The following is a 22,207-nucleotide window of genomic DNA, read 5'->3' on the forward strand; positions in this document are numbered from 1 at the left end:
ATGGCACGAGTTAAATCCGGCAAGGTTACGCACGCCCGCCACAAGAAGGTGCTGGAAGCGGCCAAAGGCTATTACGGCGCCCGGTCGCGCAACTTCCGCACCGCCACGCAGGCTGTGGACAAGGCGAACCAGTACGCCACCCGCGACCGCAAGAACCGCAAGCGCAACTTCCGCGCCCTGTGGATCCAGCGGATCAATGCCGCCGTCCGTCTGGTCGATGCGGAAATGACCTATTCGCGTTTCATCAACCTGCTTGCGAAAGCCGGGATCGAGGTTGACCGCAAGGTTCTGGCCGATCTGGCCGTGAACGAACCCGATGCGTTCGGCGCGATCGTCGAAAAGGCGAAAGCCGCAGCCTGACCTGTCAGGCAGGCGAAGATCTTGGGGTCGGTGCGTCATGCACCGGCCTTTTTCATTAGACCGCCCTGTATCTTTGCTTCCTGTTACTTCGGCGGAAACATCAAACGCGGTCCGGCTATTCCGCCCGGAAGCCCGTCATGTCAGGCAAGATGAGGGCGCGGCTTCGCATGGCGATGGAGCCTGTGCTGCGCTGGAGGCTTTCCCCCTGGCCGCACAAATGCTAACGCGATGCCCGACAAGGACGAGGCATCACGATGGACGATCTGACCCCCCTGCGCCAGCAATGGCTTGACCGCATCAACGGCGCCGCAAACCCGGCGGCCATCGAGGAGGTGCGCCTGTCCGCCCTTGGCAAGAAGGGCGAGATCAGTCTGAAGATGCGCGAACTGGGCCGCATGACGCCCGGGGAACGCCAGACCACCGGCCGCGCCCTGAACGAACTCCGCGATGAACTGGAGGCGGCCCTCCGTGCCCGCAAGCTGTCGCTGGAAAATGCCGCGTTGGAGGCCCGGCTGGCAGGCGAATGGTTGGACGTGACGCTGCCGGGCCGCCCCCGGCCGCAGGGAACGATCCACCCGATCAGCCAGGTGACCGAGGAAGTGACCGCGATCTTCGCCGACATGGGCTTTGCCGTGGCCGAGGGTCCGCAGGTTGAATCCGACTGGTACAACTTTGACGCGCTGAACATCGCGCCTGAACATCCCGCGCGCCAGGAACACGACACCTTCTTCATGCACCGCGTGCCGGGCGACAACCGCCCGCCCCATGTGCTACGCACCCATACCAGCCCCGTGCAGATCCGCGCGATGCAGGACCAGGGCGCGCCGATCCGCGTGATCTGCCCCGGCCGCGTCTATCGTATGGACATGGACCAGACCCACACGCCGATGTTCCACCAGGTCGAGGGACTTGCCATCGACCGCGACATCTCCATGGCGCAACTGAAATGGACGCTCGAGGAGTTTTGCCGCGCCTTCTTCGAGGTGGGCCAGGTCGAACTGCGGTTCCGCGCCAGCCATTTCCCCTTCACCGAACCCTCGGCCGAGGTCGATATCCGCTGCGACTGGTCGGGTGGGCAATTGAAGATTGGCGAGGGCGACAGTTGGTTGGAGATCCTCGGGTCCGGCATGGTCCATCCGAAGGTTCTGCAAGCGGGCGGGATCGATCCCGTCCAGTGGCAGGGCTTTGCCTTCGGCATGGGAATCGACCGCATCGCGATGCTGAAATACGGCATCCCCGACCTGCGCGCGTTCTTTGAAAGCGACCTGCGGTGGCTGCGGCATTACGGCTTTGCGGCCGGGGATGTGCCGAGTGTTGCGGGCGGGCTGAGCCGGTAACGTCAGCCCTGTCCTGAGGGTCAATGTTTGTGGGCCACGCCGCGATGGACCGCCTCCATTGTGAGGCGTTGCCGCATTAATCCTTCTCGTCTCGGATCAGGAAGATGTGGACAAAGATCCAGATGCCCGCGGCAATGAGCAGGATGGACCCAACGGCCAGGATAGCTGTCACGATCCCGAGTCACATATTTCCTACATGACGAAATGCATTCCTTGCAGGAAAAAATCGGTGTTAGTTAACGCGGGTAAAGTCCGGCGGCGTGCAGGTTTGTGCAGATGAAGTCCCCCGCACAAGGTGCGTGAAACCACGCACCCTACCGCCCCAATCTAACCATATTCCCCGCGCTCGTGACCTCAACCGCCACAATCCGCGACAACTGCACCGACGACAGCGCCATCGCCGCCGTGATGTCGTCCACGCCGGGGCGGGCGGGAAGGGCAGCGGTGCTGCCCGACGCGGGCGGGACGCCCACCAGACGCAGCCGCAGTACGCCGTCAGCGTCAGGAGAGATGCGGTCGCCCGGCATGGGCCGCGCGGTGACAAGCGCCACTGAGGAATAGCCGCGCACAGGGGCAAAGCCGTTCACGACTAGCAGGCGGCCCTCGTTCAGCGGCTCCCACCGGGCTGCGGTGATCTGGGGGATGTCGGGGCGTGCATCGGATACCTGGGCATAGCCGCCCTCCGGTTCCAGCGTGCGGGTGGGCGCGCTGCCCCAGGACAGCGGGTTCCAGCTGCTGTCGCCAAGGCGCCCGCAGCCTGCTAGCGCAATCGTGGCGATCAGCAAAGGCGCGGTCAGTTTGATCATGTCACCATCCCCCAGGCGTTTTCGGTTTGTTAGGCGAAAACCGCAGGGTGATAAAGGCACTTTGACCTTGCCGTCCCGCCGGGATAACCAAAGGGCAAAAGGACCGCGCCATGGCAACCCAAGCCTTCGAAGACATCGCCGAGACCTTCGACTTCCTGGACGACTGGGAAGACCGCTATCGCCACGTGATCGAACTGGGCCGTGCCATGCCGCCGATGGATCCCGCGCTTCAGGTTCCCGCCACCAAGGTCGATGGCTGCGCCAGCCAGGTTTGGATCATGCCGCGGATCGAGAGCGGCCGCTTCGACTTTCAGGGCGACAGCGACGCGATGATCGTGCGGGGGCTGATCGCCGTGTTGCACGCGCTTTATTCCGGGGTGCCGGTGGGGCAGGTGGGCCAGATCGATGCACAGGCTGAACTGGCCCGTCTGGGACTGGACGAACACCTTTCGTCCCAGCGGTCGAACGGCCTGCGGGCGATGATCCAGCGAATCAGGCTGCTTTCCGACGCCGCAGCGTGATCCAGCCACCGCCCAGAACGCGGGTGCTTTCGGGTTCGTAGAAGACGCAGGCCTGTCCGGGGCTGACGCCTTCCTCGGCATCGAGCAATTCGACCTCGGCGCGGGTGGCGTCGATGGGCCGCAAGATCGCCGGGCGTGGCGGGCGGGTGGACCTGATGCGGACCATCACCGGGATCTCGCCCGCGAAGGGCTGGTCTCCCAGCCAATTGATCTCGCTGATCGGCACGACCGTTGTCGCAAGGGCCGATTTCGGACCGACGACAACACGCCGCGCGTCCGGGTCCAGCCGCACGACGTACAAGGGATCGCCCAGACCCCCGATGCCCAATCCGCGCCGCTGGCCGATAGTATAGTGAATCACGCCACGGTGCTGGCCCAGGACGTTGCCGTCCATGTCAACGATATCGCCCGGTTCTGCCGCGTTGGGGCGCAGCTTCTCGATCACGGCGGCATAGTTGCCGTTCGGAACGAAGCAGATGTCCTGGCTGTCGGGCTTGTCTGCGACCGCCAGGCCGTATTCCGCAGCCAGGGCGCGCGTCTCGGCCTTGCTTTCCAGATGGCCTAGCGGAAAGCGCAGAAAATCAAGCTGTTCCTGCGTGGTCGAGAACAGGAAATAGCTTTGGTCACGGTTCGCATCGGCGGCCATGTGTAATTCGGCACGCGCTGCGCCGTCCTTGCGCAGGATGTAATGGCCGGTCGCCATGCAGTCGGCATCCAGGTCGCGCGCCGTTTCCAGCAGGTCACGGAACTTGACCCTCTCGTTGCAGCGAATGCAGGGAACCGGCGTTGCGCCCGCCAGATAGGCGTCGGCGAATTCGTCGATCACCGATTCGCGGAACTTGTTCTCGTAATCCAGGACATAGTGCGGAAAGCCCATCCGTTCCGCCACCCGCCGCGCATCATGGATGTCCTGTCCCGCGCAGCAGGCGCCCTTTTTCGCCAGTGCCGCGCCATGATCGTAAAGCTGCAATGTGACGCCGATCACGTCATAGCCTTCGGATTTCAGCTTGGCCGCCACGACCGAACTGTCCACGCCCCCCGACATGGCCACCACCACCCGCGTCTGTGCAGGGGGCTTGGCAAAGCCCAGGCTGTTCAATGGGGTCGCACGCACAGGCGCGCGGTGATGAAGGGTCATGGCATATCCCGGATACAATTGCGTCGAAATATAGGCAAATGCTGTCTATTCTCAAGCAGCCAGCCGCAGAAAAACCTGTCACGGTCAATCGGGCCTTAAGAGGATCCGGGCCAATGTTGTCCAAACGCGACATAGGACAGGTGGGATGTTCTTGAAGAAAACCGACGCACCTCGCATTGTGACACTGCCCTGCGGCAGGATCCTCACGCTGGCGGATCTGCCTCCCGACCAGACGCGATGGGTGGCTAGTCGCAAGGAAACCGTGGTGAACGCTGTGATCCATGGCCTGATCACCAAGGACGAAGCCTTGCGACGCTATGGCCTGTCCGAGGAGGAATTTGGCAGCTGGATCAAGGCCGTACAGTCCCATGGTCCTGCTGCCCTGAAGATAACGGCCATCCAGCGTTTTCGGCAACCATAGATTGCGCGAGATCAATCAACAGATCGTGGTAACAACATATTAACCTTATGGGTCGATGGTCGAATCCAGCGAATACACGAATCGGGGCATATATTATGAGAATTCTGTTGGTTGAGGATGATCCCAGCACGGCGCGGGCCATCGAACTGATGCTGACTGCCGCCAGCTACAACGTCTTTCGGACGGACATGGGCGAGGAAGGGATCGATCTTGCCAAGCTGTATGACTATGACCTGATCCTTCTGGATCTCGACCTGCCCGATATGCACGGGATGGAGGTTCTGCGCCATCTGCGGCTGGCGCGCGTCGACACGCCGATCCTGATCCTGACCGGGTCCGACGATACCGAAAGCAAGCTGCGCGGCTTTGGCTTCGGTGCCGACGATTACATGACAAAGCCCTTTAACCGCGAGGAATTGCAGGCCCGTATCCAGGCGATCATCCGCCGGTCCAAGGGCCACAGCCAAGCGATCATCAAGACAGGCGAAATCGTGGTGAACCTGGATGCGCGTTCGGTCCAGGTCAAGGGAAAGGCCGTGAACCTGACTGGCAAGGAATATCAGATCCTGGAACTGCTCAGCCTGCGCAAGGGCACGACGCTGACAAAGGAAATGTTCCTGAACCACCTTTACGGCGGCATGGACGAACCGGAACTGAAGATCATCGACGTATTCATCTGCAAGTTGCGTAAAAAGCTGTCCGAGGCGATCGGCGGCGAAAGCCATATCGAAACCGTCTGGGGCCGTGGCTATGTCCTGCGCGAACCTGCCCCCAATGCTGAACGCCTGGCGATCGGCGCCTGACCGGGCGGCTGCCGCAGGATCCTTGCGGCAGCCCCTGTAAAACCCTTTGCCGAACGTCGTATAGAGCAGACAGACGGAAGGCGGAGGCAGCGATGACGGATGCAAGGCAGGATGACAGCGTAACGGCGCGGCCGGATCCGGCCACGCTTGACGAACAGCGCGCGGGCGATGAAATTGCCGACCTGACCGCCCAGATCGCCCAAGCGAACGAGGATTATCACCTCAAGGATGCCCCGGTCCTGACGGATGCGGAATATGACGCACTGAAACGGCGGCTGCTGGCGCTGGAACGCGCCTTTCCTCAGCTTGCGCGGGCGGACAGCCCGACGCAGGCGGTCGGGGCCGCGCCGGCCGAAGGTTTCGGCAAGGTCACTCACGCGCAGCGGATGATGTCGCTGGAAAACGGCTTCGACGCCGAAGATGTGGAGGATTTCGTGGCGCGCGTCCGCAGCTTTCTGGGTCTGCGCGACGGCGATCTGGCGTTTACCGCCGAACCCAAGATCGACGGCCTGTCCCTGTCCCTGCGATACGAGGACGGCGTGCTGGTTCAGGCCGCAACGCGCGGCGACGGCGCGGTGGGTGAAAACGTCACCGCCAATGCCCGCACCATTCCCGACATTCCCCACCGCCTGACTGGCGCCCCCGCCATTCTTGAGGTCCGGGGCGAAGTCTACATGAGCCATGTCGATTTCGAACGCCTGAACGCAGCCGAAGGGGGCCGGGTTTTTGCCAATCCCCGCAACGCCGCCGCCGGATCGCTGCGCCAGATCGACCCGAACGTGACCGCCTCGCGCCCCTTGCGGTTCTTCGCCTATGGCTGGGGGCAGGTCAGCGAACCGCTGGCCGCGACGCAGAAGGGCGCTGTCGATCGGCTTGCGGCGCTTGGCTTCCAGACGAACCCGCTGACGCGCCTGTGCCATGACGCGGAACAGATGCTGGTGGTCTGGGGAGATATCGAACAACAGCGCGCAACGCTGGGCTATGACATCGACGGGGTGGTCTACAAGGTCAACGACTTGTCCTATCAGACCCGCCTCGGATACCGCTCGACCACGCCGCGATGGGCGCTTGCACACAAGTTTCCCGCCGAAACCGCCTGGACGCGATTGGACCGGATCGACATCCAGGTTGGCCGTACCGGCGCGCTGTCCCCTATCGCGCGGCTGGAACCGGTGACGGTGGGCGGAGTGGTGGTGTCGAATGCCACCCTGCACAACGAGGATTACATCGCCGGGCGCGACAGCAACGGCGCGCCGATCCGCGAGGGCCGCGACATTCGCGAGGGCGACTGGGTCAAGGTTTACCGCGCGGGCGACGTTATCCCCAAGATCGCCGATGTCGATCTGTCCCGCAGACAGGCCGGCAGCCAGCCGTACTGTTTCCCCGAAACCTGCCCGCAATGCGGATCCGATGCCATCCGGGAACCCGGTGACTCGGTTCGGCGCTGCACCGGCGGGCTGGTTTGCCCAGCCCAGGCCATCGAAAAGCTGAAGCATTTCGTCAGCCGCGCGGCCTTTGACATCGACGGCCTGGGCGCCAAGCAGGTCGAGATGTTCTTTGCCGACGCCACCCTGCCGATCCGCGAGCCCGGTGATATCTTCACCTTGGCCCAACGCGATGCCCGCACCATTGCCAGGTTGAAGAACCGCGAAGGCTTTGGCGCCCGATCCGTCGAAAAACTGTTCGCCGCCATCGAGGACAAGCGTTGCATCCCGCTGGAACGCCTGATCTTCGCCCTTGGTATCCGCCATGTGGGCGAGGTTGCGGCAGGGATCCTTGCGCGGCATTTCGGCACCTGGGACGCGCTGATCGCGACCGTGGACGCCGCCGCGCTTGAACCCGCCTTTGCCGCCGACGACAAGGCCCGCCGGGCCGTTCTGGCCGACAGCCCCAACTGGACGGAACTGACCACGATCAACGGCATCGGCGGGGTGCTGGTCCAGTCGCTTGTCACCACCCTGACCCAGGCCGCCGAACGTGCCAGCATCGACTGCCTGATCGCTCAGATAACGGTGATCCCCGCCGCCGCCCGACAGGTCCAGCAGACCGAGATCAGCGGCAAGACCCTTGTCTTTACCGGCACCCTGGAACGCATGACCCGGGCCGAGGCCAAGGCCCGGGCCGAGGCGATGGGCGCCAAGGTGGCCGGATCCGTCAGCGCCAAGACAGACCTGCTGATTGCCGGGCCGGGGGCAGGATCCAAGGCTGCAAAGGCCACCGAACTGGGTGTCGCCGTGATCGACGAAGACGAATGGTTGCGCATCGCGGGCGGCGCATGACGCAGCCAAAGGGACGCCCGCCTGCTCTTTTCCCGCTGTTCGCCGCCATTGACACCTTGCCGGGCGTAGGTCCGAAAAGCCGCGGCGCCTTGGCGCAGATGGGGATCGAACGTCCGCGCGACCTGATCCTGACCCTGCCCACCAGCGGCGTTACCCGTCGCCGGATCGCGCGCATCAGCGATGCCCGTCCGCCCGAGGTGGTGACGATCGCCGTCACCGTGGGTCGTCATTACCCGCCGGCTGCCAAGGGGCGCCCCTGGCGGGTTCATTGCTCTGACGGGGCAGGGGATCTGACGCTGGTTTTCTTTCACCCGCGCAAGGAATGGATCGAAAGCCAGCTTCCGACGGGCGCGCGTCGTATCGTCAGCGGCAAGGTCGAATTGTTCGACGGCTTGGCCCAGATGGTCCACCCCGACCATGTTCAGCGCGAGGACGAGCCACCCTTGCCAGAATTCGAGGCGGTTTATCCCCTGACGGCCGGGTTGACGCGCAAGGTCGTGGTCAAGGCTGTCGAGGCCGCCTTGACCCGTCTGCCCGAGATGCAGGAATGGATCGACCCGCAGCTTGTGGCGCAGCGCGACTGGCCGGATTTCACGACAGCACTGCGGCACGCGCATGAGCCCCAAACAATGCGCGATCTGGCGCCCGAAGCACCGGCACGGGCACGGCTGGCCTATGACGAGTTTCTGGCCCATCAGATGACACTGGCCCTGGTGCGGCGGGAAAGGCGTCGTCTGCGGGGGCGGCGCAGCGCAGGCGATGGCCGGTTGCGCCGGGCGGTTCTGGATCACCTGCCTTGGCCGCCGACGGGAGCCCAGATGCGCGCGATTCGGGAAATTGCAGCCGACATGGCGGGCGACGGACGCATGAACCGCTTGCTGCAAGGCGATGTGGGATCGGGCAAAACGCTGGTTGCGATGCTGGCTGCCCTTGTCGCGGTCGAGGCGGGCGGGCAGGCGGTGCTGATGGCGCCTACCGAGATCCTGGCCCGCCAACACGCCCGGGCGCTGGAACCCTCGGCCCGCGCGGCGGGCATTCGCTTGGCGGCACTGACCGGGCGCGACAAGGGCGATTTGCGCGGTCAACTGTTGGAAGATTTGGCCCAGGGTCGCATCGACATCCTGGTCGGCACCCATGCGGTGTTTCAGCGTGGCGTCGAATTCCACGACCTGCGGCTGGCGATCATCGACGAACAGCACCGCTTCGGCGTGGCGCAGCGGCTGGAACTGTCGGCCAAGGGCCAGGTGCCGCCCGATATGCTGATCATGACCGCGACGCCGATCCCGCGTTCGCTGGCATTGACGCAGTATGGCGATCTGGACATCTCGATCCTGGATGAAAAGCCGCCGGGGCGCCAGCCCATCACCACGGTGATGATTGGCGATGGCCGTCTGGACGAGGTGACGGCCCGGCTGCGCCACGTTCTGGATCAGGGCGCCCGCGCATATTGGGTCTGTCCCTTGGTTGAGGAAAGCGAGGTCACGGATCTGACCGCGGCCGAGGCGAGGTTCCAGTCTCTGCGCGCGCAGTTCGGTGACATTGTGCGGCTGGTACACGGCCAGATGCCTGCTGATCAGCGCGACGCCGCCATGGCCGATTTCGCCAGCGGTCGTGCGCGGCTTCTGGTGGCGACAACGGTGATCGAGGTTGGCGTGGATGTGCCGGAAGCCACCATCATGGTGATCGAACGCGCCGAAAGTTTCGGCCTGGCCCAGTTGCACCAGTTGCGCGGCCGGGTTGGGCGAGGAACAGGGGCATCGACCTGTCTGTTGATGTATCATTCGCCCCTGAACGAAACCGGCGCGCGGCGCCTGACCACCTTGCGCGACACCGAGGACGGTTTCCGCATTGCCGAGGTCGATCTGGAAATGCGGGGGGCGGGCGACGTGATCGGCACTGCGCAATCGGGCCTGCCCCGGTTCCGCATCGGCGATCTGGAGCACCAGGCGGGGCTGATGGCCGTGGCGCGGCAGGATGCCCGCAATCTTTTGGACCGCGATTCTGCCTTGGAAAGCCCACGAGGGCAGGCCGTTCGGATGCTGATGTGGTTGATGAGCCAGGACGAGGCGATCCGTTTGATCTCGGTAGGCTAAGAGCGTCTAACAAAACCCTTGTTCATGCGTTGAAGGACCATGAGCAAGCCCCTTGTACCTAATGATTTGTGGGAGGCCATTGCGCCGCTTCTGCCAAGGGAGCGGCCGAAGCCGAAGGGCGGTTGATGCCCAGGTCGGCCAGGTCGCGGTTGGTCAGCACGTTCAGTTCACGCACCGTCTGGCGATAGATCGCACGGCGGGCACGGTTTTCCTGCATGTGCTGGATCGCGGCCATCAAACGGCCGACGATGCCAGTACTGGCGGCGGCGTTGTGGGTGTGGGCGATAGCAGCCATGATTGTATTCCTTGATCTTGCGTCTTCGGCATCTGCGCCCTGCCCGGATGGCTTGGCGCTTTTCGATGAACCCAAGATGGCGCTAATGCTGCGGCTGCACAATGGATCCCTTCGGATTGCTGCCATGCAGCAATTGCATGACTTGCCGGTCATCCCTTGGGATTGCTGTTAATAATCATGACAGAACTGTAACAGGCAAACTGCGTTAGCGGTCACGCTGCGCTGCAAAAATATGCGGATCGCGAACTGGGGCAGTCATGTTGACTTGCCGGTCATCCCTTGGGATTGCTGTTAATAATCATGACAGAACTGTAACAGGCAAACTGCGTTAGCGGTCACGCTGCGCTGCAAAAATATGCGGATCGCGAACTGGGGCAGTCATGTTGCCGCATATTGCGGCGGGTGGTTGATGCCGCAGCCTTGGTGGACCATGTTTGCACCGAAATCAAAACAGGTCGTGACATGTCCGTGAACCGCGAAGCTGCCCTTAGGGAAATCTCTGACATCGTTCTGCCGGACGGCCGGACCCTGGAAAAAGCTGACTTGGTGCGGGCTTTTTCCGTCGATGGCGATACCGTCAGATTCGTGCTGGAGGTGGCGGACGCGGGTGTCGCGCGCAGCATGGCCCCGGTCGAGGCCGAAGCCAAGCGGCGGCTGGAGGCCATGCCGGGCGTGGGCAAGGTCCAGATCGTCATGACGGCCCCTGCCGGCAAGCCCGCGCCTGCCCAGCCCGTGCGCAGTTCCGGTGCGGCGCCTTCCTTGCAGATCGGGCGCCACCCGACCGCGCAGGCCGGACCCCAGCCGATTCCCGGCGTGAAAAGCATCATCGCCATCGGGTCGGGCAAGGGCGGCGTGGGCAAGTCCACCGTCACGTCGAATCTGGCGGTTGCGCTTGCGCGTGCGGGACGCCGGGTGGGGCTGCTGGACGCGGATATCTATGGCCCCTCGCAGCCGCGCATGATGGGCATATCCGGCCGTCCTGCCAGCCCCGACGGCCAGCATATCGAACCGTTGCGCGCCCATGGCGTCACCGTCATGTCCATCGGCCTGATGCTGAAGGAAGGCGAGGCGGTCGTCTGGCGCGGTCCCATGCTGATGGGCGCCATGCAGCAGATGCTGCAACAGGTGAACTGGGGCGAACTGGACGCGCTGCTGATCGATTTGCCCCCCGGCACGGGCGACGTGCAGCTGAGCCTGTGCCAGAAGGCCGCCGTCACCGGGGCGATCATCGTGTCCACCCCCCAGGATGTGGCGCTGCTGGATGCCCGGCGCGCCATCGACATGTTCAACAAGCTGAAGGCCCCCGTCCTAGGCCTGGTCGAGAATATGTCCACCTATGTTTGTCCCAATTGCGGCCATGAGGCGCATTTGTTCGGCCATGGCGGCGTGGCGGCCGAGGCGCGGCAACTGGGCCTGCCGTTCCTGGGCGAACTGCCCTTGGAACTGGATGTCCGCCTTGCGGGCGATTCGGGGCGGCCCGTGGCGCTTGGTGAAGGAGCGACCGCACAGGCCTATGCCCGGCTTGCCGACCGGCTGGTCCGGGATGGCATTGCCTGATTCCCCGACGGCTGGGAAAAGGCGGGAATGACAAGGCGGCACCACCGACGGCCGGCCCAGGCTGCCGGATCACGCTGTCGTGATCCGCTGTGAGGGGCTTGCCCTGCATTTCCGCTTTTTTGTGGATAAGTCGCAACAGCTCCGCGCGTGACCGGACAGGGCAAGTCCTTGGATAAGCGCAGACAACAAAAATCAATCTTCGATATCTTGAGGAGAATCGAGGGTTGGCGCTCAAGAGTTTGGGTTTCAAGCCGATTCGTGGCAGGCTTGCCACAGGGCGCGATAAACCGCCGTTCGCGGTTTGGCTTCCTCACCGGGCGCAGAATTCCATTGCTTCCCATGAATTCCCATGTCACAACCTGATCACGAAGACGGGCAGTAAAGGGGCACCCAAGACCCCAAGGCGAAGCAGGCTTTCATACAGGCGTCCGTTTTCCAACAAAGCCGTCCGCAGGCACGAGCAGCACCTCCCCCAGGTGGCGCCTGACAAGGACGGAACCCCGAAAAAGGGGCAAAACGTGGGAACGAGGGCGGCGGATCGGGCAGTGGCAGCAGCCCGGTCCGCCCTTTCATTTCGCGCAGGCGAAAGGGGTGGGCAGTGAGGCAGGACCAAGGTGGCGCGGAAATTCAGAGGCACTGAATCCGTCAAGGTCGATGGCAAGGGTCGCATGTCGATTCCGGCCCGGCTGCGCCGCGTGTTCGATGCCGGAGATCCCGCCTTTGCCACAGCCAATACCGGGCGCACGCAGCTGGTCGCCGTTTACGGTCCCGACTGGTGGAACTGGATCGAGCTTTACACCATCGACGCCATCGAGGAAATCGACGAGCAGATCGACAAGCTGACCCGCGGCAGCCCGCAGCGCCGCTGGCTGGAAATGCTGATGAACGGCCAGTCCACCGATCTGGAAATCGACCGCGAGGGTCGTCTGGTCCTGCCCCAGAAGCTGCGCGAAAAGCTGGGCTTTACAGAAGGCGCCGAGACGATCTTCGAATCGCGCGGCGACTATATCCAGGTTTATCACCCCGACACGCGTCCCAAGGATGTCGCGGCCTTGGAGGATTTCACGGCCCAGCACGGTCCCGAATTCGATCCCCGGTCCTTCCTGGACCAGATGGACGAGGGCTAGGTCGTGGCGGATCCGCATATTCCCGTTCTGCTGGCCCCCTTGTTGCGCGCGGTGGCGCCTGTGTCCGGCACCTGGCTGGACGGCACCTTCGGCGCGGGCGGATACGCGCGCGGCCTGCTGGAGGCGGGTGCCGGGCGGGTAATCGGCGTGGACCGCGATCCCCTGGCCTTTCAAATGGCGGCCCCTTGGGCGGGCGAATACGGCGACCGGCTGCGTCTGGTCGAGGGGACGTTTTCTGATCTGGATCAACTTGCGGGCGAATCACTGGACGGCGTGGTGCTGGATCTGGGCGTCAGTTCGATGCAGCTGGATCTGGCCGAACGGGGCTTTTCCTTTTTGCGCGACGGGCCGCTGGATATGCGGATGGACCAGGCCGGGCCTTCCGCCGCCGATCTGCTGAACGGTGCGGACGAATCGGTGATCGCCGACGTGCTGTATCATTACGGCGAGGAACGCGCCGCCCGCCGCATCGCCCGCGCCATCGTTGCAGCCCGCCCCCTGACCCGCACGGCACAGTTGGCCGAGGTGGTGTCATCCTGCCTGCCGCGCCCCAAGCCCGGCCAAAGCCATCCGGCGACCCGCAGCTTCCAGGCGATCCGCATCTGGGTGAACGACGAGTTCCGGCAACTGGTCGATGGCCTGTCCGCGGCCGAGCGTGCCTTGAAGCCCGGCGGCAAGCTGGCCGTGGTCAGCTTTCATTCGCTGGAAGACCGGATCGTCAAACGCTTCATGCAGGCGCGGTCGAACAGCGCCGGCGGCGGCAGCCGCTATGCCCCGGTGCAGGACATGGCGCCCGCCGCCTTTGCCATGCCCTTTCGCCGCGCCATTGGTCCCGACCCTGACGAGGAATCGGCCAACCCTCGTGCCCGGTCCGCCTTGCTGCGCGTGGCTGTCCGCACCGATGCCCCCGCCGGTGAGGTGGATGCGGATGCCTTGGCGATGCCGCGCCTGCCGAAGGGGGGACATTGATGCGTCCGCTGACCTATCTGGCCTGCGCGCTGCTGGTCATGGGCCTGGCCTTCTGGGCTTATCGCGAAAACTACCGCACCCAGGCTGCCTTGGGCGAGATGAGCCAGATCCAGCGGGAGATCGCGGGACTGAGAGAGGATCTGGGCGTCCTGCGCGCCGAATGGGCCTATCTGAACCGCCCCGAACGGCTGCGCGAACTGGTGGATCTGAATTTTGACCGCCTGCAACTGATCCCGCGGGAAGCGGGGCAGGCGGTGGGTCTGGGCCATATCGACTATCCCAAGCCGCCCGCGCCGCCGGAACCCGACCCCCAAGCCGTCCCCGGCGACGCCGCCGCCCCCCAGGAGTGACCGTGATGATCCGCATCCCCCTGCGCCCCCTGGCCAAGATCCTCCGCGCCCGCGAGCGGGGCGAAAACCCCGACGACATCGAGACCGAAAACCGCCGCCAGCGGCATGAGGCTGTCCAGGACAAGGCCCGCCGCCGGGCCGAGGGGCGGCTGGCGCTGATGGCAAGCTGTTTTGTCCTAGCCTTCGGCGTGGTCGGGGTCCGCATGGGCACCCTGGCGTCAAGCGATCCGATCGAGCCGCAAAGCGAGGTGATGTCGGCCCAGATCGTCTCGCAGCGCGCCGATATCACCGACCGGCAGGGGCGGGTGCTGGCCACGAACCTGCTGACCCATTCGCTTTATGCCCATCCCCACCAGATGGTCGATCCGGTCGGCGCGGCCAACGAGCTGGCGCGCATCTTTCCCGACCTGGATGCTGCCGACCTGACCAAGGACTTCACCGGCAGCCGCAAGTTCATGTGGATCAAGCGCAAGATGTCGCCCGAACAGATGCAGGCGGTCCATGACATCGGCGAACCCGGCCTGCTGTTCGGCCCGCGAGAGATGCGCGTTTATCCCAACGGCCATATTGCCAGCCACATCCTGGGCGGGTCCGGTTTCGGCAACGAAGGCGTCAACAGCGCCGAGGTTCTGGGCGTCGCGGGCGTGGAAAAGGCCTTCGACGGCTGGCTGCGCGATCCTGCGAACGACGGCGCGCCCTTGCAACTGTCCATCGACCTTTCCGTGCAATCCGCAATGGAGCAGGTCTTGGCGTCGGGCATGGAGGTGATGAGCGCGAAGGGCGCCACCGGCATCCTGATGGAGATCGCGACCGGCGAGATCCTGGCCATGGCCAGCCTGCCGGATTTCGACCCGAACGACCGTCCCCGCCCCTTGCTGAAGGGCGATCCCTCCGACAGCCCGTTGTTCAACCGCGCGGTGCAGGGACAATACGAACTCGGATCGACCTTCAAGATCTTCCCGGTCGCGCAGGCGCTGGATCTGCAGATCATCAATCCCAACAGCGGCATCAACACCACGACGCCAATGCGCATTGGCAAATACCGGATCAGCGACTTTTCGAACTATGGCGCGCAATTGTCGGCAACGGACGTGATCGTCAAGTCCTCGAACGTGGGCACGGTTCGCATCGCGCAGATGATCGGCGTAGAGCGGCAAAAGGATTTCCTGCAAAAGCTGGGCTTCTTCGAACCCCTGCCGATCGAGATGGTCGAGGCCCCGACCGGCAAGCCGCTGGTCCCGACCCGCTGGCCTGCCGTGACTGCCGCCACCGTGTCCTTTGGCCACGGCCTTGCCGCAAGCCCGCTGCATCTGGCCGCGGCCTATGCCACCGTTGCCAATGGCGGCGTGAAGGTGACCCCCACCCTGATCCACGGGCGCACCCGGCCCGAAGGCGCACGGATCCTGTCGGAACGCGCCGCCGCCCGCGCGGTGGATATGCTGCGCCAGGTCGTCACGCGCGGCACCGCCAAGCAGGCCGAGGTGGAAGGCTATGAGGTTGCGGGCAAGACCGGCACCGCCGACAAGCCCCGTCCGTCCGGCGGTTATTACGACAACAAGGTGGTCTCGACCTTTGCATCGGTCTTTCCGGCCAGCGCGCCGAAATACGTGATGATCGTGACGCTGGACGAACCGTCCGTAACCGGGCCGGGCGGGGAAAGCCGCACGGCAGGGGCGACCGCTGCCCCTGTTGCCTCGGCCATCATCCGGCGCCTGGCGCCGCTGGTCGGGCTGGAACCCGTTACCGACGAAAACCTGCCGGTCATCGAGCCGCGCTTTGCGCCCCGTGTTGAATCGCAACCGGGCGATGAGCTAAAGGTCGTCGCAAATCAATGACGGGTAGGACTGTGGGGCAAGGCAGGAAAACGCTGTCGCAGCTTGGGCTGCGGGCAAGGGACGGGCGCGACCCCGACATCACCGGGTTGTCGCTGGACAGCCGCACCATAAGGCCCGGCCACCTGTTCGCGGCACTTCCGGGATCGGCGGTCCATGGCGCGGACTTCATCCCCTATGCCCTGCGCATGGAGGCAGGCGCGGTCCTGACAGACCGCCTGGGTGCCGAAATGGCGGCAGAGGCCCTGTCGGGCTGGAACGGCGCCGTTGTCGTGGCCGAGGATGCGCGCGGCGCCCTGGCCGGTGCCGCAGCCCTGTGGTTCGAGGCACAGCCCGATCATGTGGTGGCCGTTACCGGCACATCCGGCAAGACCAGCGTCGCCAGCTTCACTCGCCAGGTCTGGCAGCACCTGGGCCACAAGGCCGTCAGCCTGGGCACGATGGGGGTCGAAGGCGATCACCAGGCCAAGCTGGCCCACACGACCCCCGACCCCCTGACCCTGCACCGTATTCTGGCCGAGGCCGTACAGGCGGGCGTCACCCATGCCGCGATGGAGGCGTCCAGCCACGGGCTGGACCAGCGCCGCCTGGACGGCGTCCGGGTCGAGGCCGGGGCCTTCACCAACTTCAGCCAGGATCACCTGGATTACCACGCGGGCTTTGACGAATACTTTGCGGCCAAGGCGCTGCTGTTCAATCACATCCTGGAAGACGGCGCGGCGGCGGTCATCAACATCGACAGCGAACGCGGGCGGCAGATGCTGGACATCGCCACGGATCGCGGACTGGCGGTCACGACGGTCGGCAATGGCGAAAACGCCATGCTGCGGATCCTCGGCCAACGCTATGACGCGACCGGGCAGGATCTGCGGTTTTCGCTTATGGGCCAGCCGTATCTGGTCCGCCTGCCGCTGATCGGCGGGTTCCAGGCGGAGAATGTGCTGGCGGCCATGGGGCTGGTGCTGGCGGCAGGCGATCCTGCGGACAAGGTGCTGCGTGCCCTGCCCAACCTGCACACCGTGCGCGGGCGGATGCAGCTTGTGGCCCAACGCGAAAACGGAGCCACGGTCTTTGTCGATTACGCGCACAAGCCCGGCGCGGTCGTGGCGGCCCTGCAATCGCTGCGTCCCCATGTGATGGGCCGAATCGTTTGCGTGATCGGCGCGGGCGGCGACCGCGACCGGGGCAAGCGCCCCTTGATGGGGCAGGCCGCGCGCGACTTTGCCGATGTGGTGATCGTCACCGACGACAACCCCCGGACCGAGGATCCTGCCGCCATCCGGGCCGCCGTCATGGAAGGTGCAGGGCCGGATGCCACCGAGGTGGCTGACCGCGCCGAGGCGATCCTTCGCGGCGTCGACGCGCTGCTGCCGGGCGACGCGCTCTTGATCTGCGGCAAGGGACACGAAACCGGCCAGATCATCGGCACCGACGTTTATCCCTTTGACGATGCCGAACAGGCATCCGTGGCGGTTGCTGCACTGGACGGCAAGATATGACCTTGTGGACAGCCGAGGAAGCCGCCGCCGCGACAGGCGGGCGGGCGCAGGGCGTTTGGGCGGCTTCGGGCGTTTCCATCGACACGCGCACCATCCAGCCAGGCGATCTGTTCGTTGCCCTGACGGACGCCCGCGACGGCCATGACTTCGTGGCGCAGGCCCTGGACAAGGGCGCCTCAGCGGCCTTGGTCAGCCGGATCCCGGACGGGGTGGCCTCGAACGCGCCGCTGTTGATCGTGCCGGACGTGCTGGCTGCGCTTGAAGGGCTGGGCCGCGCGGGGCGCAAGCGCATGACCGGCAAGGTCGTCGCAATCACCGGATCGGTCGGAAAGACCTCGACCAAGGACATGGCCCGCGTGGCGCTGACCGGGCAGGGGCGCATCCACGCGGCCGAGGCCAGCTATAACAACCACTGGGGCGTGCCGCTGACCTTGGCGCGGATGCCCCGCCACACCGATTTCGCCATCATCGAAATCGGCATGAACCATCCGGGCGAAATCGCGCCCCTGTCCCGCCTGGCCCGCCCCCATGTGGCGATGATCACCACCGTCGCCGCCGCCCATCTGGAAGCCTTTGGCGCCATCGAGGGCATCGCCCGCGAGAAGGGGGCGATCTTCGAGGGACTGGAACCCATTGGCCACGCCATCATCCCCGAGGATCTGCCGGTCACGCAAATCCTGCGCGATTGCGCGGATGCCGCGGGGGCACTCGTGATGGGCTTTGGCCGCGACGGCCAAGCCAAGTTGATGCAGGCCAAGACCGATGACGGCACGCTGAAATGCCGCGCAAGGATCAGCGGCGAGACACTGGATTTCACCCTTCAAACCACCGGTAGTCATTTCGCGCTGAACGCGGTGGGCGTTCTGGCCGCGCTTGCCGCCGCTGGCGCGGATGTGAAAGAGGCCGCCATGCGCCTGGGCGACTGGCTGCCGCCCAAGGGACGCGGTGCAGTGGAAGACCTGGCGGGCCTGCGCCTGATCGACGACGCTTATAACGCCAACCCGACCTCGTTGTCGGCGGGCCTTGCCACGCTGGCTGCATTGGGAGGCGGGCGCAGGGTCGCGATCCTGGGCGATATGCTGGAACTGGGTGCGGACGAGATCCCGATGCACCGGGACATGGCCCATGACCCGTCTATGGTGCAGGTTGATCTAGTCCACAGCGCCGGTCCCCGGATGCGCCACCTGCACGACGCCCTGCCGCCTGCCAAGCGCGGGGTCTGGGCGGAAACCGCCGAGGAATTGGCGGCTCGCGTGGTGGACCTGGTGACGCCTGGCGATGTCGTGCTGGTGAAGGGGTCGAAGTCCTCGAAGATTTCGAGGGTAGTCGATGCCTTGCGCCGTGCGGCGCAAGATTCGACGTTTTGACGGCAAGGAATAACGGATGCTTTTCTGGCTCAGCGGCCTGTCCGAAGGGGGCGACCTTTTCAACCTGTTCCGCTATATCACGTTCCGGGCGGGGGCGGCTTTCTTCACCGCGCTGATCTTCGGCTTCATCTTCGGGCGCCCGCTGATCAACTATTTGCGCCGGGTCCAGAAAAAGGGCCAGCCGATCCGCGACGACGGCCCCGAAAGCCATTTCGTCAAGGCCGGCACGCCCACGATGGGCGGCATCCTGATCCTGTCGGCGCTGTTCTTTTCCACGCTTCTCTGGGCGCGGCTGGACAATGGCTATGTCTGGATCGTGCTTGTGGTCACGACGGGTTACGCGGCGATCGGATTTGCCGACGACTATGCCAAGGTCAGCAAGCAGAACACAAAGGGCGTCTCGGGCCGGGTGCGGATGGGCCTGGGCCTGGTCCTGGCTTTTGTCGCCGCAGCCTGGGCGATGTGGCTGCATCCGACGGCGCTGTCCGGGCAACTGGCGCTGCCTGTCTTCAAGGACGTGCTGGTGAACCTGTGGTGGTTCTTCATTCCCTTCGGAATGCTGGTGATCGTGGGGGCCGCCAATGCGGTGAACCTGACCGACGGGCTGGACGGGCTGGCGATCATGCCCGTGATGATCGCCGCAGGCACGCTGGGCGTCATCGCCTATACCGTGGGCCGGGTGGACTTCACCGACTACCTGGGCGTCCACCATGTCCCCGGCACGGGCGAGATCCTGATCTTCGTGTCCGCCCTGATCGGCGGCGGGCTGGGCTTCCTGTGGTACAACGCCCCCCCGGCCGCCGTCTTCATGGGCGATACCGGGTCGCTGGCGCTTGGCGGCGCGCTTGGCGCCATCGCGGTCGTGACCAAGCACGAGATCGTCCTTGCCATCGTCGGCGGGCTGTTCGTGGTCGAGGCGCTGTCGGTCATCATCCAGGTCGCCTATTTCAAGCGCACCGGGCGCCGGGTCTTCCTGATGGCCCCGATCCACCATCATTTCGAGAAGAAGGGCTGGGGCGAGGCGCAGATCGTCATCCGCTTCTGGATCATTGCGCTGATCCTCGCGCTGATCGGGCTTGCGACGTTGAAACTGCGCTGATCTTTGTCTTGGCATAAATATCCCGCGGGGGTCCGGGGGCGCGAAGCCCCCGGCCGCGACATCAGGAGCATTCCATGATCCCGGTTCAAGGCGTCGAAGGACAAACCATTGCCGTTCTGGGCCTTGGCCGATCCGGCAAGGCCACTGCCGCGGCCCTGGCGGCGGGCGGCGCCACGGTCGTTGCCTGGGACGACGGCGTCGATACCCGGCAGGCTGCAGCCGCCGATGGCCTGACCATTGCCGACCTGACCCGCGACGATGCCTGGACGGGCGTGGCGGCGCTGATCACCAGCCCCGGCATTCCGCATCTTTACCCCAGGCCCCATCCGGTGATCGCCAAGGCCTATGCCATGGGGATTCCGGTGGACAACGACATCGGACTGTTCTTCCGCAGCTATGCAACCGAAGATTGGGAAGGCTTCGACCGCGCCCCTCGCGTGATCGCCGTGACCGGATCGAACGGCAAATCGACCACCACGGCGCTGATCCACCACATCCTGTCCGAAGCGGGCCGTCCGACGCAGATGGGCGGCAATATCGGCACCGGCGTGCTGTCCCTGGAACCCGCAATCGACGGAGAGGTAGTGGTGCTGGAACTGTCCAGCTATCAAACGGACCTTGCCCGCGCGCTGACGCCCGATGTCGCGGTCTTCACCAACCTGTCCCCCGACCACCTGGACCGCCACGGCGGTCCCGGGGGATATTTCGCGGCCAAGCGGCGTCTGTTTGCCGAAGGCGGACCAGACCGTGCCGTGATCGGCGTCGACGAAATCGAAGGGCTGTACCTGGCAAACCAGTTGTCGATGGGACCAGCGGATGACCGGGTGATCCGCATATCAGCCGGGCAAAAGCTTGACGGAGGGGCGTGGTCGGTCTTTGCGCGCAAGGGGCATCTGGCCGAATACCGCAAGGGGCGGCAGGCGGCATCCATCGACCTGCGCGCCGTCCAGGGCCTGCCGGGCGCGCATAATCACCAGAATGCCTGTGCCGCCTATGCCGCCTGCCGGGCCGTGGGACTGGCGCCGCGCGACATCGAGGCCGCGTTCCACAGCTTTGCCGGTCTGCCGCACCGCAGCCAGACCGTGGCCGAAATAGGAGGCGTGCGTTACGTCAATGATTCCAAGGCTACCAATGTCGATGCCGCCGCCAAGGCGCTGCAAGCCTTTGACCGGATCCGGTGGATTGCCGGGGGTCTGGGGAAAGAGGGCGGCATCGCCGCGCTGGCACCCCATCTGGGACGCGTGACCAAGGCTTATCTGATCGGCCATTCCGCGCGCGACTTTGCCCTCGAGATTGGCCAGACCCCCTACGAGATCGTCGAGACGATGGACGCTGCCGTCGCCCGCGCCGCGTCCGAGGCCCAGCCGGGTGAAACCGTGCTGCTGGCCCCTGCTGCCGCCAGCTTCGACCAGTATCCGAATTTCGAGAAGCGGGGCGAGCATTTCACCGAACTGGTGAAAGCGGTGGCTTCCCGCTGACGGCAAGCGGGGCAGGGGGCTTTCAGCCCCCTCGGCCGCAAGCGGCCTCACCCCCGAGGATATTTAGGCCAAGGTAAAGCCTGTCATGCCCAGGCTGGCGGGCGCTTGTCCAGGAATGCGGCCATGCCTTCGGCGGTATCGGGCAACAGGATGTTCTGGCACATGGCCTCGCCTGCCGTGACATAGGCATCCTCCAACCCAAGCCGCATCTGTTCGTGGAAGGCGCGCTTCCCCAGGCGGATCGCGGCCGGCAGCTTGGCGGCGATGGTTGCGGCCATCTGCATGGTGGCATCGGTCAAGGCATCCGGCGCGGCGATGCGGTTGACCAGGCCCAGCTGCAAGGCGCGAGGTGCGTCGATGAACTCGCCCGTCACCAGCATCTCGAATGCAGCCCGGGGCGGGATGGCGCGGGTCAGGGCGACCATGGGCGTCGAGCAGAACAGCCCGATGTTCACGCCGTTGACGCCAAAGCGCGCGGTCTGGGATGCCAATGCCATGTCACATGATGCGACCAGCTGGCATCCCGCAGCGGTGGCGATGCCCTGAACCTCGGCAATGACCGGCTGGGGCAGGGCGGGGAGCCGTTGCATCATCCGCGCGCAACTGTCGAACAGATCGGCAAAGGCGGCGCCCCCGCCATCCGCGCCATCGCGCGCCGCCTGCATCTGGCGCAGGTCGTGGCCCGCGCAGAACGCCTTGCCCGTGGCGGCAAGCACGACCACGCGGACATCCTTGTCGTCCGCGATCTTATCCAGTTCCGCCGTCAGCGCCGCGATCATTTCGACCGACAGGGCGTTGTAGTTGCCGGGACTGTTCAGCGTCACCCGCGCGACATGGCCATCATCTTGCCGCAGGATCAGGTCTGCCATCTTGATC

Annotated in this window: 20 protein-coding genes; 16 read left to right on the forward strand and 4 right to left on the reverse strand. The window is 64.8% G+C overall.

The window, feature by feature from the left end:
* Both rplT and pheS read left to right on the forward strand, forming a co-directional pair.
* Positions 1–360 carry a 50S ribosomal protein L20 gene (gene rplT / locus Q5701_RS19470; RefSeq protein WP_234855701.1) on the forward strand — a complete coding sequence of 120 codons (360 nt, stop codon included), beginning with the start codon at positions 1–3 and terminating at the stop codon, positions 358–360.
* 254 nt (positions 361–614) lie between these two features.
* The gene (gene pheS / locus Q5701_RS19475; RefSeq protein ID WP_306752611.1) at positions 615–1,697 is read left to right on the forward strand and encodes a phenylalanine--tRNA ligase subunit alpha; all 1,083 of its coding nucleotides are present in this window, start codon (positions 615–617) and stop codon (positions 1,695–1,697) included.
* Positions 1,698–2,011: 314 nt separating this feature from the next.
* Here the strand turns inward: pheS and Q5701_RS19480 are convergent, their stop codons facing one another.
* Complete coding sequence (locus tag Q5701_RS19480) at positions 2,012–2,503, reverse strand: hypothetical protein (protein WP_306752612.1); 492 nt, start codon at positions 2,501–2,503, stop codon at positions 2,012–2,014.
* 110 nt (positions 2,504–2,613) lie between these two features.
* Between Q5701_RS19480 and Q5701_RS19485 the strand changes: the two genes are divergently transcribed.
* Positions 2,614–3,024, forward strand: coding sequence for a SufE family protein (locus Q5701_RS19485; protein WP_306752613.1), 411 nt, complete (start codon positions 2,614–2,616; stop codon positions 3,022–3,024).
* On the opposite strand, the gene mnmA is transcribed toward Q5701_RS19485, so the two are convergent.
* A complete protein-coding gene (gene mnmA, locus Q5701_RS19490) occupies positions 2,996–4,162 on the reverse strand; it encodes a tRNA 2-thiouridine(34) synthase MnmA (RefSeq protein WP_373568570.1) in 1,167 nt (388 codons plus the stop codon). The genes Q5701_RS19485 and mnmA overlap by 29 nt on opposite strands.
* A 145-nt stretch (positions 4,163–4,307) precedes the next feature.
* Here mnmA and sciP point away from each other — a divergent pair, with 145 nt between their 5' ends.
* The 4 genes from sciP to recG all read left to right on the forward strand — a co-directional run bounded on the left by sciP (position 4,308) and on the right by recG (position 9,758).
* Positions 4,308–4,583, forward strand: a complete 276-nt coding sequence (gene sciP, locus Q5701_RS19495) for a CtrA inhibitor SciP (protein ID WP_306752614.1) — start codon at positions 4,308–4,310, stop codon at positions 4,581–4,583.
* Positions 4,584–4,678: 95 nt separating this feature from the next.
* The gene (gene ctrA, locus Q5701_RS19500; RefSeq protein ID WP_234855707.1) at positions 4,679–5,386 is read left to right on the forward strand and encodes a response regulator transcription factor CtrA; all 708 of its coding nucleotides are present in this window, start codon (positions 4,679–4,681) and stop codon (positions 5,384–5,386) included.
* 92 nt (positions 5,387–5,478) lie between these two features.
* Positions 5,479–7,665 (forward strand): NAD-dependent DNA ligase LigA, encoded by a 2,187-nt coding sequence (gene ligA / locus Q5701_RS19505; RefSeq protein ID WP_306752615.1) that lies wholly within the window; start codon positions 5,479–5,481, stop codon positions 7,663–7,665.
* Complete coding sequence (gene recG, locus Q5701_RS19510; RefSeq protein WP_306752616.1) at positions 7,662–9,758, forward strand: ATP-dependent DNA helicase RecG; 2,097 nt, start codon at positions 7,662–7,664, stop codon at positions 9,756–9,758. The genes ligA and recG overlap by 4 nt, the downstream gene beginning before the upstream one ends.
* 58 nt (positions 9,759–9,816) lie before the next feature.
* Here the strand turns inward: recG and Q5701_RS19515 are convergent, their stop codons facing one another.
* Complete coding sequence (locus Q5701_RS19515; protein ID WP_306752617.1) at positions 9,817–10,053, reverse strand: DUF1127 domain-containing protein; 237 nt, start codon at positions 10,051–10,053, stop codon at positions 9,817–9,819.
* Positions 10,054–10,515: 462 nt separating this feature from the next.
* Between Q5701_RS19515 and Q5701_RS19520 the strand changes: the two genes are divergently transcribed.
* The 9 genes from Q5701_RS19520 (at position 10,516) to murD (ending at position 21,331) form a co-directional block, all read left to right on the forward strand.
* Positions 10,516–11,610 (forward strand): Mrp/NBP35 family ATP-binding protein, encoded by a 1,095-nt coding sequence (locus Q5701_RS19520; protein ID WP_306752618.1) that lies wholly within the window; start codon positions 10,516–10,518, stop codon positions 11,608–11,610.
* 614 nt (positions 11,611–12,224) lie between these two features.
* Positions 12,225–12,737: a division/cell wall cluster transcriptional repressor MraZ gene (locus tag Q5701_RS19525; protein WP_256445647.1), complete on the forward strand. Its 513-nt coding sequence runs from the start codon at positions 12,225–12,227 to the stop codon at positions 12,735–12,737.
* Between the two features lie 3 nt (positions 12,738–12,740).
* A complete protein-coding gene (gene rsmH, locus Q5701_RS19530) occupies positions 12,741–13,706 on the forward strand; it encodes a 16S rRNA (cytosine(1402)-N(4))-methyltransferase RsmH (RefSeq protein WP_306752619.1) in 966 nt (321 codons plus the stop codon).
* The gene (gene ftsL, locus Q5701_RS19535) at positions 13,706–14,056 is read left to right on the forward strand and encodes a cell division protein FtsL (RefSeq protein ID WP_306752620.1); all 351 of its coding nucleotides are present in this window, start codon (positions 13,706–13,708) and stop codon (positions 14,054–14,056) included. The genes rsmH and ftsL overlap by 1 nt, the downstream gene beginning before the upstream one ends.
* A gap of 5 nt (positions 14,057–14,061) precedes the next feature.
* Positions 14,062–15,891, forward strand: coding sequence for a peptidoglycan D,D-transpeptidase FtsI family protein (locus tag Q5701_RS19540; protein WP_306752621.1), 1,830 nt, complete (start codon positions 14,062–14,064; stop codon positions 15,889–15,891).
* On the forward strand, positions 15,888–17,387 hold the full coding sequence (locus Q5701_RS19545; protein ID WP_306752622.1) for a UDP-N-acetylmuramoyl-L-alanyl-D-glutamate--2,6-diaminopimelate ligase: 1,500 nt from the start codon (positions 15,888–15,890) through the stop codon (positions 17,385–17,387). Before Q5701_RS19540 ends, Q5701_RS19545 begins: the two co-directional genes overlap by 4 nt.
* The gene (locus Q5701_RS19550) at positions 17,384–18,754 is read left to right on the forward strand and encodes a UDP-N-acetylmuramoyl-tripeptide--D-alanyl-D-alanine ligase (protein ID WP_306752623.1); all 1,371 of its coding nucleotides are present in this window, start codon (positions 17,384–17,386) and stop codon (positions 18,752–18,754) included. Before Q5701_RS19545 ends, Q5701_RS19550 begins: the two co-directional genes overlap by 4 nt.
* 16 nt (positions 18,755–18,770) lie before the next feature.
* Positions 18,771–19,853 carry a phospho-N-acetylmuramoyl-pentapeptide-transferase gene (mraY, locus tag Q5701_RS19555; RefSeq protein WP_306752624.1) on the forward strand — a complete coding sequence of 361 codons (1,083 nt, stop codon included), beginning with the start codon at positions 18,771–18,773 and terminating at the stop codon, positions 19,851–19,853.
* Positions 19,854–19,927: 74 nt separating this feature from the next.
* Positions 19,928–21,331 carry a UDP-N-acetylmuramoyl-L-alanine--D-glutamate ligase gene (gene murD, locus Q5701_RS19560; RefSeq protein ID WP_306752625.1) on the forward strand — a complete coding sequence of 468 codons (1,404 nt, stop codon included), beginning with the start codon at positions 19,928–19,930 and terminating at the stop codon, positions 21,329–21,331.
* A gap of 83 nt (positions 21,332–21,414) precedes the next feature.
* On the opposite strand, the gene Q5701_RS19565 is transcribed toward murD, so the two are convergent.
* Positions 21,415–22,200 (reverse strand): enoyl-CoA hydratase, encoded by a 786-nt coding sequence (locus Q5701_RS19565; protein ID WP_306752626.1) that lies wholly within the window; start codon positions 22,198–22,200, stop codon positions 21,415–21,417.
* Positions 22,201–22,207 lie beyond the last annotated feature (7 nt).

It is taken from the genome of Paracoccus actinidiae, from assembly GCF_030863885.1.
Lineage (GTDB): Bacteria > Pseudomonadota > Alphaproteobacteria > Rhodobacterales > Rhodobacteraceae > Paracoccus > Paracoccus everestensis.

Excerpts from the sequence above, each read along its gene's own strand:
- rplT (WP_234855701.1), top strand. The coding sequence starts at position 1 with ATGGCACGAGTTAAATCCGGCAAGGTTACGCACGCCCGCCACAAGAAG.
- pheS (WP_306752611.1), top strand. The coding sequence starts at position 615 with ATGGACGATCTGACCCCCCTGCGCCAGCAATGGCTTGACCGCATCAAC.
- Q5701_RS19480 (WP_306752612.1), bottom strand. The coding sequence starts at position 2,503 with ATGATCAAACTGACCGCGCCTTTGCTGATCGCCACGATTGCGCTAGCA.
- Q5701_RS19485 (WP_306752613.1), top strand. The coding sequence starts at position 2,614 with ATGGCAACCCAAGCCTTCGAAGACATCGCCGAGACCTTCGACTTCCTG.
- mnmA (WP_373568570.1), bottom strand. The coding sequence starts at position 4,162 with ATGACCCTTCATCACCGCGCGCCTGTGCGTGCGACCCCATTGAACAGC.
- sciP (WP_306752614.1), top strand. The coding sequence starts at position 4,308 with ATGTTCTTGAAGAAAACCGACGCACCTCGCATTGTGACACTGCCCTGC.
- ctrA (WP_234855707.1), top strand. The coding sequence starts at position 4,679 with ATGAGAATTCTGTTGGTTGAGGATGATCCCAGCACGGCGCGGGCCATC.
- ligA (WP_306752615.1), top strand. The coding sequence starts at position 5,479 with ATGACGGATGCAAGGCAGGATGACAGCGTAACGGCGCGGCCGGATCCG.
- recG (WP_306752616.1), top strand. The coding sequence starts at position 7,662 with ATGACGCAGCCAAAGGGACGCCCGCCTGCTCTTTTCCCGCTGTTCGCC.
- Q5701_RS19515 (WP_306752617.1), bottom strand. The coding sequence starts at position 10,053 with ATGGCTGCTATCGCCCACACCCACAACGCCGCCGCCAGTACTGGCATC.
- Q5701_RS19520 (WP_306752618.1), top strand. The coding sequence starts at position 10,516 with ATGTCCGTGAACCGCGAAGCTGCCCTTAGGGAAATCTCTGACATCGTT.
- ftsL (WP_306752620.1), top strand. The coding sequence starts at position 13,706 with ATGCGTCCGCTGACCTATCTGGCCTGCGCGCTGCTGGTCATGGGCCTG.
- Q5701_RS19540 (WP_306752621.1), top strand. The coding sequence starts at position 14,062 with ATGATCCGCATCCCCCTGCGCCCCCTGGCCAAGATCCTCCGCGCCCGC.
- Q5701_RS19545 (WP_306752622.1), top strand. The coding sequence starts at position 15,888 with ATGACGGGTAGGACTGTGGGGCAAGGCAGGAAAACGCTGTCGCAGCTT.
- Q5701_RS19550 (WP_306752623.1), top strand. The coding sequence starts at position 17,384 with ATGACCTTGTGGACAGCCGAGGAAGCCGCCGCCGCGACAGGCGGGCGG.
- mraY (WP_306752624.1), top strand. The coding sequence starts at position 18,771 with ATGCTTTTCTGGCTCAGCGGCCTGTCCGAAGGGGGCGACCTTTTCAAC.
- murD (WP_306752625.1), top strand. The coding sequence starts at position 19,928 with ATGATCCCGGTTCAAGGCGTCGAAGGACAAACCATTGCCGTTCTGGGC.
- Q5701_RS19565 (WP_306752626.1), bottom strand. The coding sequence starts at position 22,200 with ATGGCAGACCTGATCCTGCGGCAAGATGATGGCCATGTCGCGCGGGTG.